General features: G+C 58.2%; 16 protein-coding genes and 1 pseudogene. 5 read left to right on the top strand and 12 right to left on the bottom strand.

Translation table 11 applies throughout. From position 1 onward, the window contains the following. Positions 1 to 3 precede the first annotated feature (3 nt). Positions 4 to 255 (top strand): Arc family DNA-binding protein, encoded by a 252-nt coding sequence (locus AC19YX_RS31145; protein WP_020294595.1) that lies wholly within the window; start codon positions 4 to 6, stop codon positions 253 to 255. A 137-nt stretch (positions 256 to 392) separates the two neighbouring features. On the opposite strand, the gene AC19YX_RS31140 is transcribed toward AC19YX_RS31145, so the two are convergent. The 3 genes from AC19YX_RS31140 to AC19YX_RS31130 all read right to left on the bottom strand — a co-directional run bounded on the left by AC19YX_RS31140 (position 393) and on the right by AC19YX_RS31130 (position 2,969). Then, positions 393 to 956, bottom strand: a complete 564-nt coding sequence (locus tag AC19YX_RS31140; RefSeq protein ID WP_500607758.1) for a type 1 glutamine amidotransferase domain-containing protein — start codon at positions 954 to 956, stop codon at positions 393 to 395. A 168-nt stretch (positions 957 to 1,124) separates the two neighbouring features. Next, a complete protein-coding gene (locus AC19YX_RS31135; RefSeq protein ID WP_078472934.1) occupies positions 1,125 to 1,556 on the bottom strand; it encodes a low affinity iron permease family protein in 432 nt (143 codons plus the stop codon). A 66-nt stretch (positions 1,557 to 1,622) separates the two neighbouring features. After that, complete coding sequence (locus AC19YX_RS31130) at positions 1,623 to 2,969, bottom strand: cation:proton antiporter (protein WP_078472933.1); 1,347 nt, start codon at positions 2,967 to 2,969, stop codon at positions 1,623 to 1,625. A gap of 253 nt (positions 2,970 to 3,222) precedes the next feature. On the opposite strand from AC19YX_RS31130, the gene AC19YX_RS31125 reads away from it, so the two are divergent. Both AC19YX_RS31125 and AC19YX_RS31120 read left to right on the top strand, forming a co-directional pair. Continuing rightward, positions 3,223 to 3,447, top strand: coding sequence for a PLDc N-terminal domain-containing protein (locus AC19YX_RS31125; protein ID WP_020294591.1), 225 nt, complete (start codon positions 3,223 to 3,225; stop codon positions 3,445 to 3,447). 34 nt (positions 3,448 to 3,481) lie between these two features. Next, positions 3,482 to 4,018 (top strand): hypothetical protein, encoded by a 537-nt coding sequence (locus tag AC19YX_RS31120; RefSeq protein ID WP_043228280.1) that lies wholly within the window; start codon positions 3,482 to 3,484, stop codon positions 4,016 to 4,018. 59 nt (positions 4,019 to 4,077) lie between these two features. On the opposite strand, the gene AC19YX_RS31115 is transcribed toward AC19YX_RS31120, so the two are convergent. From AC19YX_RS31115 to AC19YX_RS31080, 8 genes are all read right to left on the bottom strand, one after another. Next, positions 4,078 to 4,896 (bottom strand): ABC transporter permease, encoded by an 819-nt coding sequence (locus AC19YX_RS31115; RefSeq protein ID WP_020294589.1) that lies wholly within the window; start codon positions 4,894 to 4,896, stop codon positions 4,078 to 4,080. A 10-nt stretch (positions 4,897 to 4,906) separates the two neighbouring features. Next, complete coding sequence (locus AC19YX_RS31110; protein WP_500607757.1) at positions 4,907 to 6,154, bottom strand: ABC transporter permease; 1,248 nt, start codon at positions 6,152 to 6,154, stop codon at positions 4,907 to 4,909. An 81-nt stretch (positions 6,155 to 6,235) separates the two neighbouring features. Next, positions 6,236 to 7,264 (bottom strand): ABC transporter substrate-binding protein, encoded by a 1,029-nt coding sequence (locus AC19YX_RS31105; protein ID WP_500607756.1) that lies wholly within the window; start codon positions 7,262 to 7,264, stop codon positions 6,236 to 6,238. Positions 7,265 to 7,306: 42 nt separating this feature from the next. Then, entirely contained in the window at positions 7,307 to 8,422 is a 1,116-nt protein-coding gene (locus AC19YX_RS31100; RefSeq protein ID WP_421546780.1) for an ABC transporter ATP-binding protein, read from the bottom strand. A gap of 215 nt (positions 8,423 to 8,637) precedes the next feature. Beyond that, positions 8,638 to 9,903 carry an aspartate aminotransferase family protein gene (locus AC19YX_RS31095; RefSeq protein ID WP_500607755.1) on the bottom strand — a complete coding sequence of 422 codons (1,266 nt, stop codon included), beginning with the start codon at positions 9,901 to 9,903 and terminating at the stop codon, positions 8,638 to 8,640. Continuing rightward, complete coding sequence (locus AC19YX_RS31090; RefSeq protein WP_500607754.1) at positions 9,900 to 10,964, bottom strand: phosphotransferase; 1,065 nt, start codon at positions 10,962 to 10,964, stop codon at positions 9,900 to 9,902. The genes AC19YX_RS31095 and AC19YX_RS31090 overlap by 4 nt, the downstream gene beginning before the upstream one ends. Beyond that, a complete protein-coding gene (locus AC19YX_RS31085; protein ID WP_078472927.1) occupies positions 10,957 to 11,691 on the bottom strand; it encodes an SDR family NAD(P)-dependent oxidoreductase in 735 nt (244 codons plus the stop codon). The genes AC19YX_RS31090 and AC19YX_RS31085 overlap by 8 nt, the downstream gene beginning before the upstream one ends. Positions 11,692 to 11,775: 84 nt before the next feature. Continuing rightward, the gene (locus AC19YX_RS31080; protein ID WP_020294582.1) at positions 11,776 to 12,453 is read right to left on the bottom strand and encodes a GntR family transcriptional regulator; all 678 of its coding nucleotides are present in this window, start codon (positions 12,451 to 12,453) and stop codon (positions 11,776 to 11,778) included. A 298-nt stretch (positions 12,454 to 12,751) separates the two neighbouring features. Between AC19YX_RS31080 and AC19YX_RS31075 the strand changes: the two genes are divergently transcribed. Beyond that, positions 12,752 to 13,360, top strand: a complete 609-nt coding sequence (locus AC19YX_RS31075) for a dTMP kinase (protein WP_500607753.1) — start codon at positions 12,752 to 12,754, stop codon at positions 13,358 to 13,360. 316 nt (positions 13,361 to 13,676) lie between these two features. Here the strand turns inward: AC19YX_RS31075 and AC19YX_RS31070 are convergent. Beyond that, a pseudogene (locus AC19YX_RS31070) lies at positions 13,677 to 13,795 on the bottom strand (IS3 family transposase); the annotation flags it as partial. 396 nt (positions 13,796 to 14,191) lie between these two features. Between AC19YX_RS31070 and AC19YX_RS31065 the strand changes: the two are divergent. Further along, complete coding sequence (locus AC19YX_RS31065; protein ID WP_500607752.1) at positions 14,192 to 16,033, top strand: NERD domain-containing protein; 1,842 nt, start codon at positions 14,192 to 14,194, stop codon at positions 16,031 to 16,033. Positions 16,034 to 16,047: the final 14 nt, after the last annotated feature.

Raw genomic sequence — 16,047 nt, 5'->3', positions numbered from 1 at the left:
CCCATGTCCCAAGAGCGAGACAAATTTGTTATCCGGCTTCCCGATGACATGCATCCACGGATCAAGAGCATTGCCCGGCTTAACAACCGCAGCATGAATAATGAAATTGTCGCCCGTATAGAACGCACCTTCACCTTGGACGAAACCATGGAGCTGGAGGCCAAGATCAAAGGACTGATGCTGCAACGTATTGAGTCGCTTGAAAGTGAGCTGGCGCAGATGCGTGAAACCGTTGAAGAAAAAAAGACCGATTGACCTGCCCGCGACCGCCGTTGAGCAGGTCAATTGCTTTGACTCGCAATGTGCAACAGCTCTCCGCAAAACAGACGCGCCCCGAACCCGCCATTACGGAGCGGGCTTGGGGAGATGGCAGACAACTCTCAGGCAGAAGCTCAGGCGCTCTGCAATGCGTTGGCGATGGCCTGGTTGAAAGCCGGCAAGTCGTCGGGAGTACGGGAGGTAATAAGTTTCCAACCATTGGCCGTGCATTCCTTGACTTCACTGTCGACCCAACCCGCTGCTTTGGCATTGAGCAAGTCGGTGCGCACGCTGGTGTAGGAAGTCAGGGTCTTGCCCGGGATTACTCCCGCATCGATCAGTAGCCAAGGGCCATGGCAAATCGCGGCCACCGTCTTCCCCGCGTCGACAAACTCATTGACCAGGCGCTGGGCCTCAGGATCCTGGCGCAGGGTATCAGCGTTCACCGTCCCCCCTGGGATAATCAGGGCGTCGAAGTCGCGGGCATTCAGGCCTGACAGTTTTCCATCGGACTCCACCTGCCGGTCCTTCTCGGTATCGTGCAGGAAGGTCTGCGTGGAACCGCCTTTGATCGAGCCATGGGTCAACGTTGCCCCCAGGCTGCGCAGCGCTTCAAGTGGCTTGAGCAGTTCGTCGCGTTCGATGCCGGTATTGGCCGTGATGATCAAGATGTTTTTGCCATGCAGTTGCGTGGTCATGTATCCGGTCCTCCAGGGTAAGCAAGCCCCGCGCAGGTATCACGCGGCGTATCTTTATCTGAGGACCGTGGGCCAAACGAAGTTCAGCTTGATTGCGCTGCACCTGGTCTCGGAACCTTGCGCGTCACCTTTATTGACCTCCGGGAGGAGAGCAGGGCGGGTAGAGGGTTATAGCGCTTCCTCCTCTTCGCTGTCCTTGGCGGTTGCGGGGCGCGGGTTTTGCGCAGACAAGTCGCCCGTGGGGTCCATACGCTCCTGCGCACCCATGCTGCTGTATTGCTTACGCAGTGTTCGAAGCTCCTTGCTTTCCAGTTGATCCAGGCACAAGGCGGCGTTTTGCGCGTCTTTGGTGGCACGCAATAATTCGTCGATTTTGATGTGCAGGATGTCGTTGTCGCGGTTCTGGGTGTTCTGGATCAGGAACACCATCAGGAAGGTGATGATGGTGGTCGAGGTGTTGATGATCAGCTGCCACGTGTCGTTGTAGTGGAAAAATGGGCCGGTCAGGGCCCAGACCACTATCAGCACGATGGCCACAAGAAACGTCTTGGAGCTACCGGCCCATTTGGAAAGCGTGTGGCAGAAGGTTACGAATTTCATGGCAGTGGGTCCTGGTTGTTGGTCTAACAATGGACAGCAATCAGGTCGTGAAATTCTTTGTTACATTTACCGGTGCGAGGTTTTTTTATAACGCTCATAACCCGCCAGTAGCGGTTGGGTGCTGAGACCGTGCAGCAGAATGCTCAATGCCACAATCGACAGCGTCAGGTCGGTACACAGCGCAGCCGTTACCGGAGGTACGCCGTGGTTGAGGGCATAGAACAGGTAGTAAAGACTGCCGATACCGCGGATCCCGAACCAACCGATCAGCCAGCGTTGGCGGCCGGAGAGCAAGCCGCCCCAGGGAATCAACAGCACGCTCAGGGGGCGGATCAACACAAATAATGCGGCCCCAATTGGCAGTGCACGCCAATCCCAGTGGGCGATCAGTACCACCCCCAGCAGCGTGACCATAAAGACTTCCATCGCCCGCTCGACCAAACCGCCGAAGGCCAGCATGTCGCCCATCATGATTCCAGCGGCCACTTGGGTGCCTTCCAGACTTTGAGTGTCGCCATGCAGGGCTTTGTGCGGTTCGACATCCTGATGCCCCACCAGGGGTTGCACCAGGTGTTCGGCCGGAACCTGAGGGTTGGCCGCCGAATTGACCTCGGCCTGGCGCAACCCGAGGCCGGCAGCGAATACCGATAAAAAACCATAGCCATGCAGGCTTTCGGCGGCCACATAGGCCAGCGCAATCAGGGCAAGGGTCAGGTAGTCGTTGGGCGAGACGGTGCAGTCATCATTCCGGGTATTCAGCAACAAGGTAATGCGCCCCAGGCCGCGCCCCATCCAGTAGCCGATCAGCAATCCCGCCGGAACCGCCCACAGCACATCCCGCCAAAGCCAGTCGTACAAGGCGCCATTGCCACCATCGGCTTTAACCAGCACCAGCCCGAGGATGACAAATGCAAAGGCCACGCCGTCGTTGAGCCCCGCTTCGCCGGAGAGGCCAAATCGCACCGGATCGTAGTCCTGGGCGTTATTGACCTGCACCATCGACGCCAGCACCGGGTCGGTGGGCGCCAGCACCGCGCCAATCAGTAGCGATGCACCCCACGACATTTGAAGCAGGTAATGCAGGACCAGGGTCACGCCGATAATGCTCAGCAACATCACCGGTCCGGCCAGGCCATAGGCCACGCGCCAGATTTTGTGGCCAAGAGGCAGGCGCAGCTTCAAGCCGCAGACGAACAGGGAAAACAGCACCGCCACTTCACTCAGGTGCTCCATCCATGGCGCTGCGTGTTTCAGGTCGAGTTGCAACAGCCCCAGACCCGCAGGGCCGATGGCAACCCCCAGTACCAGGCACACCGCTGAAGTCGTGACCGGCATCCAACGCAGATAGGAGGAGGTCAGCGCGAGCAACAGCAAGACTGCGCCCAGCACTGCCATCCAGACAATGAAACTCATAGGTATCTCTCGTTCCCGGCACTCGGTCGGTGATCGCGTGCAGACCTGCACAGCTATTCGAGGACCCAAGGCAAGTCAGGTTCAACCGGATTTGCTCTGGCGCCGACTGCACGCCAATTCGGCCCCGCGCTGTGCTCTAGCCGGGGCGTCGCAGAATCGGTTGACCGCACGCCGATGGCTCTGGGGCGCGATAAATTTAATGAACCCTCGCTGGCCACCCCGACCTAAGCCTTTATGAATCGGGAGGTAAATCATGCAAATACAACACTATGTCTGGATCGCCCTGGCCGTAATCCTGTTGCTGGTGGAACTGTGGGCGATCAGGAGTGTGCTGCGCAGTACCAAACCCTGGGACAGCAAGGGCGTGTGGGTGGTGGTCATTGTCTTTGTGCCCTTGCTCGGGCTGCTGGCATGGCTGGTGGCCGGACCAAAGGGCAGTGCTCGGACCCTGTCCGAACCTGAGCATCAACAACGCTGAGGATTGTGCCCAGCGACAGACAAGGTGAATTGCTTTGCCCAGAATACTGACGTCCCACATGGAAGAAACCGAGCTCACCGAGCACAACGCCAAAATGTTCGGTTCGCCCAAGGAACGCCTGGATTTCTATCGTCGGGAGATCCAGTACGAAACCAGCATCCTGGCCAACCGCACCGATGCCTATTTATCGGCGCAGTCATTTCTGGTGATTGCCTTTGCATCCTGCATGGCCAACCTCAATCCGGAATGGGGCAAATTGTTCACCCTGGCGGTGCCACCTTTCCTGGCATTGCTGGGGGTACTCAGCTCCCTCAATGCTTGGCCGGGGATCAAGGCCGCCTACGAGATCATCGACCATTGGCACTTCAAACAAAGCGAACTGCTGCGCAGCGAGCCGTTGATGGGGCTGGCGTATGACGAGTCGCCCTTGTTCTGCGAGAGCGAGTCCAGCCATAAGGGCTATCGCAAGTCCTTGCTGTTCTCGGTTCGCACGCCGTGGATCTTCGCCCCATTCTGGATGATGCTCGGCTCCTGGGCGGTGTACATCCAGCTCACTAACCCGGGTTCTTGAGTCGTTATTGCGCTTGCGCGTTGATTGACCCGTGCCTGGCACGTTCTCGGCGATAGCCCTCACAAGGTGCCGCGAATCCGTTCGTTCCGGCGGCGCAGGGCCTCCATGGCCAGCAGTAGCAGTAACGCGCCGAGTACCATCATGGTGGCTGCGGCGGCGATGGTGGGATTGAGGTTCTCCTTGATCCCAGCAAACATTTGCATCGGCAAAGTGCGTTGCGTAGGGCTGGCGAGAAACAGCGTCACGACGACTTCGTCGAATGAAGTGGCGAAGGCGAACAGCGCGCCGCTCAAGACGCCCGGTGCAATCAGTGGCAGGGTCACGCGCTTGAAGCCATACCAGGGTGTTGCGCCGAGGCTGGCGGCAGCCCGTGTGAAATTGCGGTCGTAACCTTGAAGTGTCGCGTTGACGGTGATCACCACGAAAGGCACGCCCAGCACCGCATGGGCGATGACCAGGCCTGGGTAGGTGTTGAGCAGTCCCCAGCTGGCAAAAAAGAAATACAGCCCGACGGCGACGATCACCACCGGCGCCACCATCGGCGAAATCATGATCGCCATGATCAGCGCCTTCCCGCGAAATTCACCCCGAGACAGTCCGACCGCCGCCAAGGTGCCCAGTACCGTGGCGAGCAAGGTTGCGGCGGGGGCGATTTTCAGGCTGTTGAGCAGGGCCGGCATCCAGTCGCTGGAGTTGAAAAACTCGCGATACCAACGCAACGACAGGCCACTCAACGGGTAACTCAGAAAAGAGCCCTCGTTGAATGACAGCGGGACGATGACCAGGATCGGGATGATCAGGAACATCAACAGAGCAAGGCTGTAGAGGCTCAAAAACGGACGCAGCACACGGATCTCTAGCGGTTCGACATGCTTCATTGCAGCCTCCTTATGCAGCTCGATTGGCAGGGCGCGAGATCCGCGCGTAAACCCAATACAGCAACAGCACGATGATCAGCAGTTGGCTGCCCAGCGCCGTGGCCATGCCCCAATTGATGGTGGTGTTGGTGTAATACGCCACGAAGTAACTCAGCATCTGGTCCCCCGGGCCACCCAGGAGTGCGGGGGTGATGTAGTAACCGATGGCCATGATGAACACCAGCAGCGCTCCGGCCGTTACCCCGGCATAGGTCTGCGGCAGGTAGACCCTTTGAAACGCGGTAAAGGGGTGGGCACCCAGGGAAATCGCTGCGCGCTCATAGCGTGAGTCGATACCTTTCATGACCGCATACAGCGGCAGGATCAGAAACGGCAGCAAAATATGCGTCATGGAAATCAGCACGCCCGCGCGGTTGAATACCAGTTGCAGCGGTTTCTCGAGAATTCCCAGGTCAATCAGCGTGTTGTTGATCAAACCGCCCGATTGCAGCAGGACGATCCAGCTTGCCGTGCGCACGATCAGCGAGGTCCAGAACGGCAGCAGCACCAGTATCAACAGTAGATTGGCCCGTCGCGCGGGTTGTCGCGAGAGCCAGTAGGCCAGCGGATAACCCAGCAGCACACAGAGCACAGTGACCAGCCCGGCGATCGTCAGCGAGCGCTTGAGGACGTCCAGGTACAGCGCTTTGTCGGGGGCCACGGCCTGGATCTGGCCGGCGTCCAGTTTCAGGTCGAAGGCCGCCAACCAGTAGAAGCTGGTGTAGGGTTGGCCGAGCTGGCTGAGGGTTGACCAAGTCTTGATGTCGCCCAGTGCCGGCACGCCTTTTATCAGGCTGTCACGGACATTGGCGCCGTCGCCCGGCATACGCCCGAGAACAGCCGTCGACAGGCTGCGCAAGCCGGCGCTTTCGTAACCCAGTCGGCGGTTGAGCGCAAACAGCTGCCCATTGCTGCGCGCACTGCGTAAATCCTCACCCAGGGCGCGGAACACGGATTCACCCGGCAATGCCTTGCCATCCCAACCCTTCAATAAAACCAGGGTCTTTGGCAGGGCGTTGGCGACTTCCGGGTTTTCCACGCTCTTGGTCAGCAGTGACCCTATCGGGGTTAAAAAGCCGACCACCAGCAATGCCAGCAAGGGCAGGATGAGCAGCATCGAGCGGCGTGTGTAAGCACGTTTGGCAGCCTGTAGTTGCCTCTGCAAGCGTTGCGTCTGAACCACTGACGGCGCCGATTGAAGGGCTAGCGCTTCGGACATGGGAGTTCTCCTATCGTCAACATTGCCCGGATGCGCTGGCGACGAGCGCCGGCACGATTCGGGCAGCTGTGGGGCAGTTGATCAGCGAGCGGCCCAGGCATTGAAACGCTGTTCCAGTTCCTCACCGTGATCGATCCAGAAGTTGGTGTTCACGGGCAGGGCGTTTTCCAGGTTGGCTGGCGCCGTCGGCAGTTGCTCGCGGGTCTTGGCGTCGATCAGCGCCAGGGTGTCCTTGTTGGTTGGGCCGTAGGGGATGTTCTGCGCGAACACCTTCTGGTGCTGCGCTTCGTTGGCAAAGGCAATGAACTGCTCCCCCAGCACCTTGTTCGGTGAGCCTTTGACGATGGCCCAGCTGTCGATGTCATACAGGCTGTGGTTCCAGACCATCTTGAAGTCGTGGCCTTCACCCTGGGCGGCGGACACGCGGCCGTTGTAGGCAGACGTCATCACCACATCGCCCGAGACCAGCCACTGCAGGGGTTGAGCCCCGGCTTCCCACCATTGGATATCGGACTTGATCAGGTCGAGTTTCTTGAAGGCCCGGTCGACGCCTTCCGGTGTGCCCAGTACCTGATACAACTCGGCAGGTTTTACCCCGTCAGCCAGAAGGGCGATTTCCAGGGTGAACTTGGCGCTTTTTCGCAGGCCGCGCTTGCCGGGGTAGGCCTTGGTGTCCCAGAACGCTTCCCAGCCTTTGGGGGCTGTCTTGAGCTTGGCGCTGTTGTACGTCAGGTTGGTCGACCAGAGGAAAATCCCGGCACCGCATTCGCTGACGGCGCCGCTGACGAATTTACTGGCGTCGCCCAGTTTGCTCCAGTCCAGAGGTTCGAACAGGCCCTCGGCGCAGCCGCGGATCAAGTCCGGGCTTTCGACCTCCACCACATCCCAACTCACTTGTCCGGTTTCCACCATGGCCCGGATCTTGGCCATTTCACCGTTGTATTCCCCGGCTTGGACCGCCCCTTTGCCCGCAGCGCTGAAGGGTTGGTAGAACGCCTTGTCCTGGGCGTCCTTGTTCAGACCGCCGAAGGACACAACGGTCAATGGTTGAGCATTCACCTGGCAACCGAAAGCAGCCAGAACAGTCAGTGCAGCAAGACGCTTGAGCATGGCAAATATCCTGATTTCATCAACAAAAAGGGAGGAGGGGGGTCAAGCAGGCATTGCATCGAGCGCCGAGGCGTCGGCGCTATGCCAACAGACGGGAAGGCTGTGACCTTCACGCCAGTGGGATTGCATCTGGGCAATGGGCACCTTGACGTTGAAGTCGCTATTACCCGCGACGTTCAGGCGGATGCGCACGTGGTCCCCCAGATAGATGCATTCCTCGATACACCCGGCGAGGCGGCTGTCATAACGGGCGTCGCCATCCAAGGTCACTCGTTCGGAGCGAATGGACAGCGAAGCACGGCTGCCCGTGGCCAGGCCCGGTGTCGTACGTGCGTAAAGCTGTTCACCCTGTTCAAGTTGCACCTGGCATCGGTCGGCGTTGAACGCAGCCAAAACGCCCGGCAGGACATTGGTATCGCCCATGAAAGTGGCCACGAAGGAGTTGGCCGGACGTTCGTAGAGCGCTTGCGGGGTGTCGACTTGCTGGATGACGCCGTCGTTGAAAATCGCAATGCGGTCGGACAGGGTCAGGGCTTCGGCCTGGTCATGGGTGACGAATACCACCGTCAACCCGAGCTCGCGGTGCAAGCGGCGAATTTCCAGCTGCATCTGTTCACGCAATTGTTTATCCAGCGCGCCCAGTGGCTCGTCCATCAACACCAGCTTGGGTTCGAAGATCAGCGCTCGGGCGAGGGCGATCCGCTGCTGTTGACCGCCTGACAGTTGCGCGGGGTAACGATTGGCGAGTTCTCCCAGGCGTACCATTTCCAGGGCTTTCTTGACCCGGGTCTCTATTTCGTGGCGCTTGATGCCGCGCACCTGCAGGGGAAACGCCATGTTTTCGGCCACGCTCATGTGCGGGAACAAGGCGTAGTTCTGGAACACCATCCCTATGCCGCGCCGATGAGCCGGGACACTTTCAATGGCCTGTCCTTCGAGAAAGATCTGGCCTTGAGTCGGCGTTTCGAAACCGGCCAGCATCATGAGGCTGGTGGTCTTTCCCGAGCCGGAAGGACCGAGGAGGGTGAGGAACTCGCCCTGAGCAACGTCCAGGTCTAATCGCTTAACCACGGTCTTGAGACCGTCGTAACTTTTCTCCACCCCTTTGAAGCGGACGAAGGCGCTTGTACTGTTACCTGTCATCTCAAACCCTCCCATTGTGTTTCATGGTTAAAACATGATGCATCATATTTTTTAATAAAGCAGATTCTGTGCCATCCAATCCAGCCGGCCTGATTTCAAGGGTTTTATGGGGGACGGGGCCGGTCTGCGCACCATCGGGGTGCCTGAACATTGGAATTGCCGGTTTATTGCCCCGGCCCAGGAGCGCGGGCGCCGGGACAGGCCAGGTCTGTCTCGGCGATAGGCGGCGTTCAGTGCAGCTCGGTCAGGGTTTCATCCAGGCGTTCTAGCAGCAGGTCCGCGTGCTCGCGGGCAAACACCAGGGGCGGGCGAATCTTGAGGGTATTGGCCTTTGCCCCCGTCGAGCTGATCAACACCTGACGGCGGCGCATGCCATTGACCACGGCCGCGGCGGCAGTCGTCGCCGGTGCCTGGGTTGCACGGTCGGTCACCAGTTCGACGCCGATAAACAGCCCCTCGCCGCGGATATCGCCAATGACTTCATGGCGCTCGGCCAGTTGGCGCAGCCCGGCCTTGAGGTAATCGCCGACGTTCCGGGCGTTCGCTTGCAAGTCTTCTTCGCGCAACACCCGCAGGACTGCATGCGCAGCGTTGCAGGACACCGGGTTGCCGCCGTAGGTATTGAAGTAACGCTGCTGGCGGCCGAATTGATCGAAAAGCGCAGAGCGCCCAACCACCGCGGCAACCGGATGGCCGTTGCCCATGGGCTTGCCCAGGGTGACCAGATCCGGAATCACCCCATCGCGGGCAAACCCCCAGCGCTGACCGCCTGTACGGCCAAAGCCGGACTGGACTTCATCGGCGATATACAGCCCGCCGGCGCTACGCACGCATTGCGCCGCAGCCGCCAGTTCGCCGTTGGCCGGGCTGAACACCCCATCACTGGAGAAAATGCTGTCCACCAGCAGCGCTGCAGGCTTGATGCCTTGAGCTTGCATATCCTGCACAGCCGCTTGCACGCTACCGACGAAATCGGCGGTTCGGCGATAGGAGTCCGGAGCATCGACCAGGCGCACATGGCTGGCGGTTGGCAGGCCGGTGGCCAGCGAGGGCGAGACTTCAGCCAGGGCACTGGTCACCCCATGGTAGGCCCAGCGAGTCACGATGATGCCCGTCCCACCGCTGTGACAACGCGCGATGCGCAGCGCCAGATCGTTAGCCTCGCTGCCGGTACAGGTCAGGGTCATGTTGTCGAGCTGCGGGGGGAACTCGCTGAGCAGGTCTTCGGCGTAATCCACGATCGACGGATGCAAATAGCGGGTGTGGGTATTGAGTTGGGCACTTTGCTCGGCGATCGCCGCGACCACGGCAGGGTGGCAGTGTCCGATAGAGGCCACATTGTTGTAGGCATCGAGGAAGGCGGTGTTGTCCTTGTCGTACAGCCACACACCTTCACCTCGCACCGGGGCAAAAGGTTCCTCGTAGAACAATCGATAACTGGCCCCCAGCGCGCGTTGACGACGGGCAAGCAGCTCAGCAGCGTTGGACGAACTCATGAAGCCTCCGGTGTGCAGGCGTTGATCAGGCTTTGGGTCAGCAGCCCTTCGGGCATTGCGCTCAGGCATTGCAGGTTGCGCCAGGTTGAGCGCAGGTTGCGCAGGACATAGACGCGGTTTTCTGGATAAAGGCTGGCGCGCCACTGGGCGATGGTGATCGCCATGGCCATGCGCATGGCGATCAGTTCGCCCAGAACCTCCAGTTCCTCTCGCTGCAATGGGATCCGCGCATGGTAGGCGGCAGCAAAGGCCTTGATCTGCCAAAGCGGATCCGCGGCGTCGGCGTCGAACTGGTAGGACAGTGCGGTTCCCAACTCGTTGATCAGAGGCGCGTGGAGCGCATCACCGAAGTCAATGATGGCGGAGACCCGGGTGCCGGTTTCGCAGTCGAGCATGACGTTGTGCGGATTCAGGTCGTTATGGATCACCTGCGCCCGCAGCTTCGCCAGGCACGGCTTTGCATGGGTTTCGTAGCGATTGAGCAAGCGGGAAACCAGCGGCAATTGATCGGTGGCCAGGTGGTCCAGATACGGCCTGACGCGTTCGGCGTGCCCGACATCCCAGAGCAAGTCGCGGTGGGCGGCGGGGTGGTGGAAGTCCCTGAGGGCCAGGTTGACCTCGGCCAGGGACGTGCCGAGCTCATGCATCAGCGCGGCGCTGGGTTTGCCAAGATTTTGCGAGATCCCGTCCAGGTAACTGACAGTGCGCAGTGTCAGTTGCTGGTCATTGACCCGCACCGTCGGTTCAACCTCACCGTGGCGCGAGGATAGAACGCGTGGGACTGGCAGATGGGCACCGTGCTGCTCGATGTGCAGCAAAGCCTGGGTCTGAAAGCTGATGACGTTGGGGTCTTCGGCGGGATTGATGAACTTCAGGACAAAGGCACCGCGCGGGGTATCAATGAGAAAGTTGGTATCGCGCTCACCGTTCAGCAATTTCAGCCTGCCTTTGAGGCCGTACACCCGATCGGCGATATCCAGCGCCTCGGCAGCCTCCACCGCCGGTGCTTGTGTGGTCATCAGGTCGTTGCACAGGGCCTTGTCCATGACCGCTTCAGACATGCTGGCCACCGTTGACGTGAATTTCCGCGCCGTTCACGTAGGAAGCGCCGCTGGTGCAGAGAAAATAAATCAGCGAAGCCACTTCTTCGGGCTTGCCCAAACGATTCATCGGCACCAGCCGCTGGACGATATCCGCGGTGCCCGGAGACAGGATCGCGGTATCGATTTCGCCGGGAGCAATGGCATTGACCCGCACCCCGTGCGGACCGAAGTCGAAGGCCATTTCGCGGGTCAGTGCCGAGAGGGCGGCCTTGGACGTGGCGTAGGCCACGCCGGCGAACGGGTGCACCTTGGAACCGGCGATGGAGGTGACATTGATAATGCTGCCCTGGGCTGCCTTCAGCTCATCGAACAAACCGCGAGCCAGAAGCGCGGTGGAGAACAGGTTGACGTTGAACACCTTGAGCCATGTGGCGTAATCGGTTTCCAGCACGCCGAGTCGACCGCCTTCCGGGCCTTTTGGCGATACACCGGCGTTATCCACCAAGGCATCCAGGCGTCCGCCCAGCTTGTCCTTGATGATCGCCAAGCTGGCGCTGACGCTGTCGATATCCTCCAGATCCAGATGGATGTGGTTGAGCAAACCTTCCGCCCACGGGCATTCGGCAACCCAGTCCTGGCGGGAGGCGGTGAACACTTCCCAGCCGGCGGCGTTGAAGTGCTTGACCGTCGCATGGCCAATACCGCGGCTGGCACCGGTCAAAAGAAGCTTTTTTTTCTCGCTCATGGACGCACCTGACTCAATTGATGTTTGATGCATCATCTTTTCAGGTGCAGTGACTGTCAATAGCCGTTCGCGGGAAAACCGCCTCTAGGAGACCGCTTCCTGACTGACCGCTATGAATTCCAACATTTTTTGATTGCCGTCGAGGATGTCGGTCTGGATCGCGTGCTTGGCTGCTGCAGCGTCCTGATTGCGCAGGGCATTGAGTATCTCGACATGGTGCTCGATGGCCATGGTCAGGGAAAAGTGCGCGTACGCCTGAGCGATCAATGGACCGGCCCGCATCCACAGACTATCCAGGTAACTGCGCAGCAGAGGCATGCGGGCAGCTTCCGCGATCAGGAAGTGAAACTCACTGTTGAGACGCAGCGCCTCGGGAAGGTCATGGTTATTGATGGCCTCAAGGTTGCGCTGGATGTTGGCGTCGATGCGCGCCAGGTCACTGGAGGTTGCAAGTCGTGCGGCTGTTTCGGCGCCCAAGCCTTCGAGATTCAGCCGCAGCGTGCGGATTTCAAGATAAGCGCCACTGTCGAGCACCGGAACCCGGATGTCCTTGGGGGTTTTGAGTACCAGGGCTTTCTCTTTTGCCAGTTGCAAAATGGCGTCGCGAACGGGCGTGACACTCGTCCCCAACTGACTGGCCAGCTCCCGTATGCGCAATCGATCGTCCGGTTTCAGCCCGCCCGTAATCAGTGCGTTGCGCAACTGGGAATAGACGTTGCTGCCCAGGTAGGTGTGAGTGATGGCGTCGAGGGGGTAAGACATGGATCACCGAGTGAGATGGAGCTGTTGGCCAATGACTATACAACATGATGCATTAGGGGCTTGGCGAAAATTGGCGGCAGTAAGCGTTCGGCCGCAGGGCAGGGGGCGTGACCCGCTGGGCAGCGGCTAGCGAAATAAATCAAATGAGTGCATCGAGGATTAATGAGACTCTGGCAACCCCATGACCGATGCAACGGTTGGTGTTTCGAAGTATCGAATCCGGACGACCCTGAGAGTATTGAAATTCTCCCCCAAAGCGCAGACGGAGCAGTCCATTGAATCAAGCGTTGTGTGAAGCATGAAACGCCCGCTGTTTATTTCTCTGGATGGCCCCAAGGGAACCGGCAAAACCACACTGTTGGAGGCCGTTACAAAAGTACTGAGGGCAGACAACAAAAAGGTGATCAGACTTTGCGAGAAAAAAAGCGACCCTTATAGAGGGGAAACGATGAGCCTCGTTAATAAGCTCGTCAGAAATCCCACCCGGGTATTGGAGCTGGAGGTTTGCGAGCGCCTGGCGGATAGCCGCACCTGGATTTCTCAGCACGTACTGACTGAACAGCCACTCGACAGCATCATCTTGATTGATCGCTGGTATCCGTCTGACGCTGCGTTTCGCCGGCTAGTCCCGTTCGCAGAGATTCTACAGTTGAACATTGAACGAAACGTCCGAGTTCCTGACCTGCATATCGGAGTTGTGACCGCGCCTGATATTTCATGGGCCAGAGCAGCAGCACGCCAGCGCGGGCTGAACAGCACGGTGATCCATAGACTGGAAGAACATGTCGCCTGCACCCAGGCATTCGAGCAAGCGATTGCAGATCACGGCTGGGTCTTATGCCGGAACGAAGGAACGATCGAAACCGCAACGATGCAGGTGATTTCCGAGATTTATAAAGTCCTATGATCCGGGGTGCGTGTTACGTGACCAAACGAATCGAGCGTTGATTGCTGGAGAGTAGGACGGGAGGAAAGTGGATGGGAGGGAAACTGAAAGAACCAATGGACAGTCATCATCCAGAATACATGATTTAACAAGTGGCCGATGTTAGATGTTCATAAGGCGGATGGTCCCTTGTTTATAGTGGTTTCAGAAACCGACCGTGTGCAGTTTGTTCATCTATCCATGTTCATGGGGAAGAGGCCGTCTACCATCAGCGTGGTGTATGTGGTGGTCAACTAATCCCGGACACTGGATTAAGTTTTTCTTCGGCAATCGCTGGCTATAGCCCGTCATTGAACTGATATGGCCGCTCCCAGTTGTGGCGCTCATATAGCCTACACTTGGCATCCTTTCCGTTTTCAAACTGCGGAACAAGCGTTTCATTGGCTCATTTGAGTAATTGCATGGACTTGACCACCCATTTGCATTCGACTTGACCAGTGCTCAAGATCTTTTCATGACCGGCTGGACTCGACCGCAAGCTAGCCTTGGCTAAAAGCAAAAAATCGGCAAAGAGCAGACGTTTGGCGGTCAGTTGCCGGATGGCGCGATCGTTTGGACCGTCAGTGGGAGTAAATGGATCGTGGCGTAGTTGGCCGTCGTCATCGGCGAGACTCCGAGCCTTGAGCGCGGGTGAAGTCGAAGTTAGTCCTAGAAAGCGAAAAATGTGAGCTAGGCGGATCTCAAGAAAACGGATCCCAAATCGCTAAATCCTCCGATATTTTATTTCAATAGGCCACCATTTCCCTTAACGTATGGCAGATTGACTCCATTGTGAAAAGTCGCGGGGATTACATGGACGTACGCTATTGGGAAGGAGGTCTCCTTTCGTTTGAGATCGACGCTATCCACAAGATAGCCAAAGCATTTGGGCCCAAAGAGCTTCCTCCGGAATCAGGATCAGGCCCCTCGAAGGGGAAGTCGTTTGACGTTCTGAAACAATTGAAGAAACCTGAGGCAGGCCATGGCATATGGCCTTGGCGCGGCTACGCAGGCTTTCGTTTTGCTAACTCGCGGGGCTCAGATGGGGAGTTCGATCTTGTCATCGTCACCCACAGCCTCGTTCTTGTTGTCGAGCTTAAGCACTGGCGCGGCGAGATCACCAGCCACGGCGGTAAATGGCACCAAGACGGGAAGGAAACAGAAGTCTCGCCTGTAGACAAAACCCGTCGGAAAACCTTTGAACTGAGGAAACGAATCAAGGGCCTAAAGTCTCGGCTGCCTAACGGGAAAGAGCCATGGATCGACTTCTGCATTGTGCTCACCGGCAAATGTACCCTGAATCTTCCTGAGGTCGAGATGCAGCATGTCATGCTGCTGGACGACTTTCTGGAAATGGCCGACCCTAAGTGGTTTAAAGACCGATTCAACGCGCGCTCGAATATCGGCTTGAACGAGCATTTCGGCTTCTTCGATGGCATCATCAATGAAGGCACGGTTAAGCCCAAAGAGCTTGTTGTCGATGACTACCGTGCGCAGTCTCAAGCGGTGTTCACACACCCAACAGAAGTCTACCGAGAGTACGACGCGGTCAATATCCATAACAAGGATGACCGTGCGATGGTCCGGCTCTGGGACTTTTCGAAGCTCGATGACACCCGTGCTCGAACGACTGAAGGACGGTACCGAATCCTGTCCCGCGAGAGGGATGTCATGGTCTACCTCCGTCTGCGCGATCAGGAGTTGATGAATCGCTGTGCTCGCCCTAAGCGTAATGCCAGCCCCGACAGTATCACCGAGCAATATGCCGAATTGCTTGAAATGCCGGACGGGCATTACCGCCTGAACGAGTTCATCAACCGCTTTGTGGAGCGGATGACTGCGCTTGAGCGCGTCCAGCTTTTCAAAATTCTTCTGGCCCAATTTGCCGGGCTGCATGGATTCAACATTGCTCACCGTGATCTGGGTGACCACAGCGTATGGTTCTCTCCATCGTCATCGATCGCTCTTTCCAATTTCATCAGTGCCTATTACCAGCCTGTCGGTACTCTCGGCGATTTGCGTACCCTGCTGAGCATCGGTGCTATCGCACTCCCTGAAGACTTGGACACTGCGATGGAAGGCAGTACGCCATTTTGTCGTGATGTCTTCGCGCTCGGGCTGATCGGTTGGCATCTGCTTCAGGCCCGGCCAATGCCTCTGAAGCTCGATGTCGCCTACGTTGCAAGTATTCAAGCTCAGGTTGAGTCATCAGAAGAGTGGCCTGCAAACGTCCTCGTGCAAGCATTGCAGAATGATCCAAAGGAGCGGTTCGCTCATGCCGGTGCATTTCAGCAGGCATTGAGCGAGTCTACACCTGACAACTCTGCCAGTTTTGAGTTTGATGACCGGCAGCTGGACGTTTTCTCTACCGATCTACGGCTGAGTTCCGCTTACCGGGAGGACGATGACCCTATCGCCGACACGGCAGAGAAATTGATTTATCGATCCGGCGCCCTGGTCGTGAAATCGTGGCCGTCGATCAATGCCCGGGATCCCAAGGACGGCCAAGGACCGATGTTGTTGGCTTTCTTTGAAGTCCTGGTGGGCATTCCACGCCATCCGGCCACTCAGTCCACCAACATCCGGCCACCTATTCCACGGTCATCCGGCCGGGCAGTCGGAGCGCAGCGACGCAGGTTTGCATTGTTAGTCTGAAGTCTCTGTCGCCG

Source organism: Pseudomonas sp. MF09150 (assembly GCF_059862355.1).
Note: the sequence above shows the minus strand (reverse complement) of the source record. Positions and strands in the feature narration are given on the sequence as shown.

Bases quoted from the DNA above. Each gene is read 5' to 3' on its own strand.
- AC19YX_RS31145 (WP_020294595.1), top strand. From the start codon at position 4: ATGTCCCAAGAGCGAGACAAATTTGTTATCCGGCTTCCCGATGACATG.
- AC19YX_RS31140 (WP_500607758.1), bottom strand. From the start codon at position 956: ATGACCACGCAACTGCATGGCAAAAACATCTTGATCATCACGGCCAAT.
- AC19YX_RS31135 (WP_078472934.1), bottom strand. From the start codon at position 1,556: ATGAAATTCGTAACCTTCTGCCACACGCTTTCCAAATGGGCCGGTAGC.
- AC19YX_RS31130 (WP_078472933.1), bottom strand. From the start codon at position 2,969: ATGAGTTTCATTGTCTGGATGGCAGTGCTGGGCGCAGTCTTGCTGTTG.
- AC19YX_RS31125 (WP_020294591.1), top strand. From the start codon at position 3,223: ATGCAAATACAACACTATGTCTGGATCGCCCTGGCCGTAATCCTGTTG.
- AC19YX_RS31115 (WP_020294589.1), bottom strand. From the start codon at position 4,896: ATGAAGCATGTCGAACCGCTAGAGATCCGTGTGCTGCGTCCGTTTTTG.
- AC19YX_RS31110 (WP_500607757.1), bottom strand. From the start codon at position 6,154: ATGTCCGAAGCGCTAGCCCTTCAATCGGCGCCGTCAGTGGTTCAGACG.
- AC19YX_RS31105 (WP_500607756.1), bottom strand. From the start codon at position 7,264: ATGCTCAAGCGTCTTGCTGCACTGACTGTTCTGGCTGCTTTCGGTTGC.
- AC19YX_RS31100 (WP_421546780.1), bottom strand. From the start codon at position 8,422: ATGGGAGGGTTTGAGATGACAGGTAACAGTACAAGCGCCTTCGTCCGC.
- AC19YX_RS31095 (WP_500607755.1), bottom strand. From the start codon at position 9,903: ATGAGTTCGTCCAACGCTGCTGAGCTGCTTGCCCGTCGTCAACGCGCG.
- AC19YX_RS31090 (WP_500607754.1), bottom strand. From the start codon at position 10,964: ATGTCTGAAGCGGTCATGGACAAGGCCCTGTGCAACGACCTGATGACC.
- AC19YX_RS31085 (WP_078472927.1), bottom strand. From the start codon at position 11,691: ATGAGCGAGAAAAAAAAGCTTCTTTTGACCGGTGCCAGCCGCGGTATT.
- AC19YX_RS31080 (WP_020294582.1), bottom strand. From the start codon at position 12,453: ATGTCTTACCCCCTCGACGCCATCACTCACACCTACCTGGGCAGCAAC.
- AC19YX_RS31075 (WP_500607753.1), top strand. From the start codon at position 12,752: ATGAAACGCCCGCTGTTTATTTCTCTGGATGGCCCCAAGGGAACCGGC.
- AC19YX_RS31065 (WP_500607752.1), top strand. From the start codon at position 14,192: ATGGACGTACGCTATTGGGAAGGAGGTCTCCTTTCGTTTGAGATCGAC.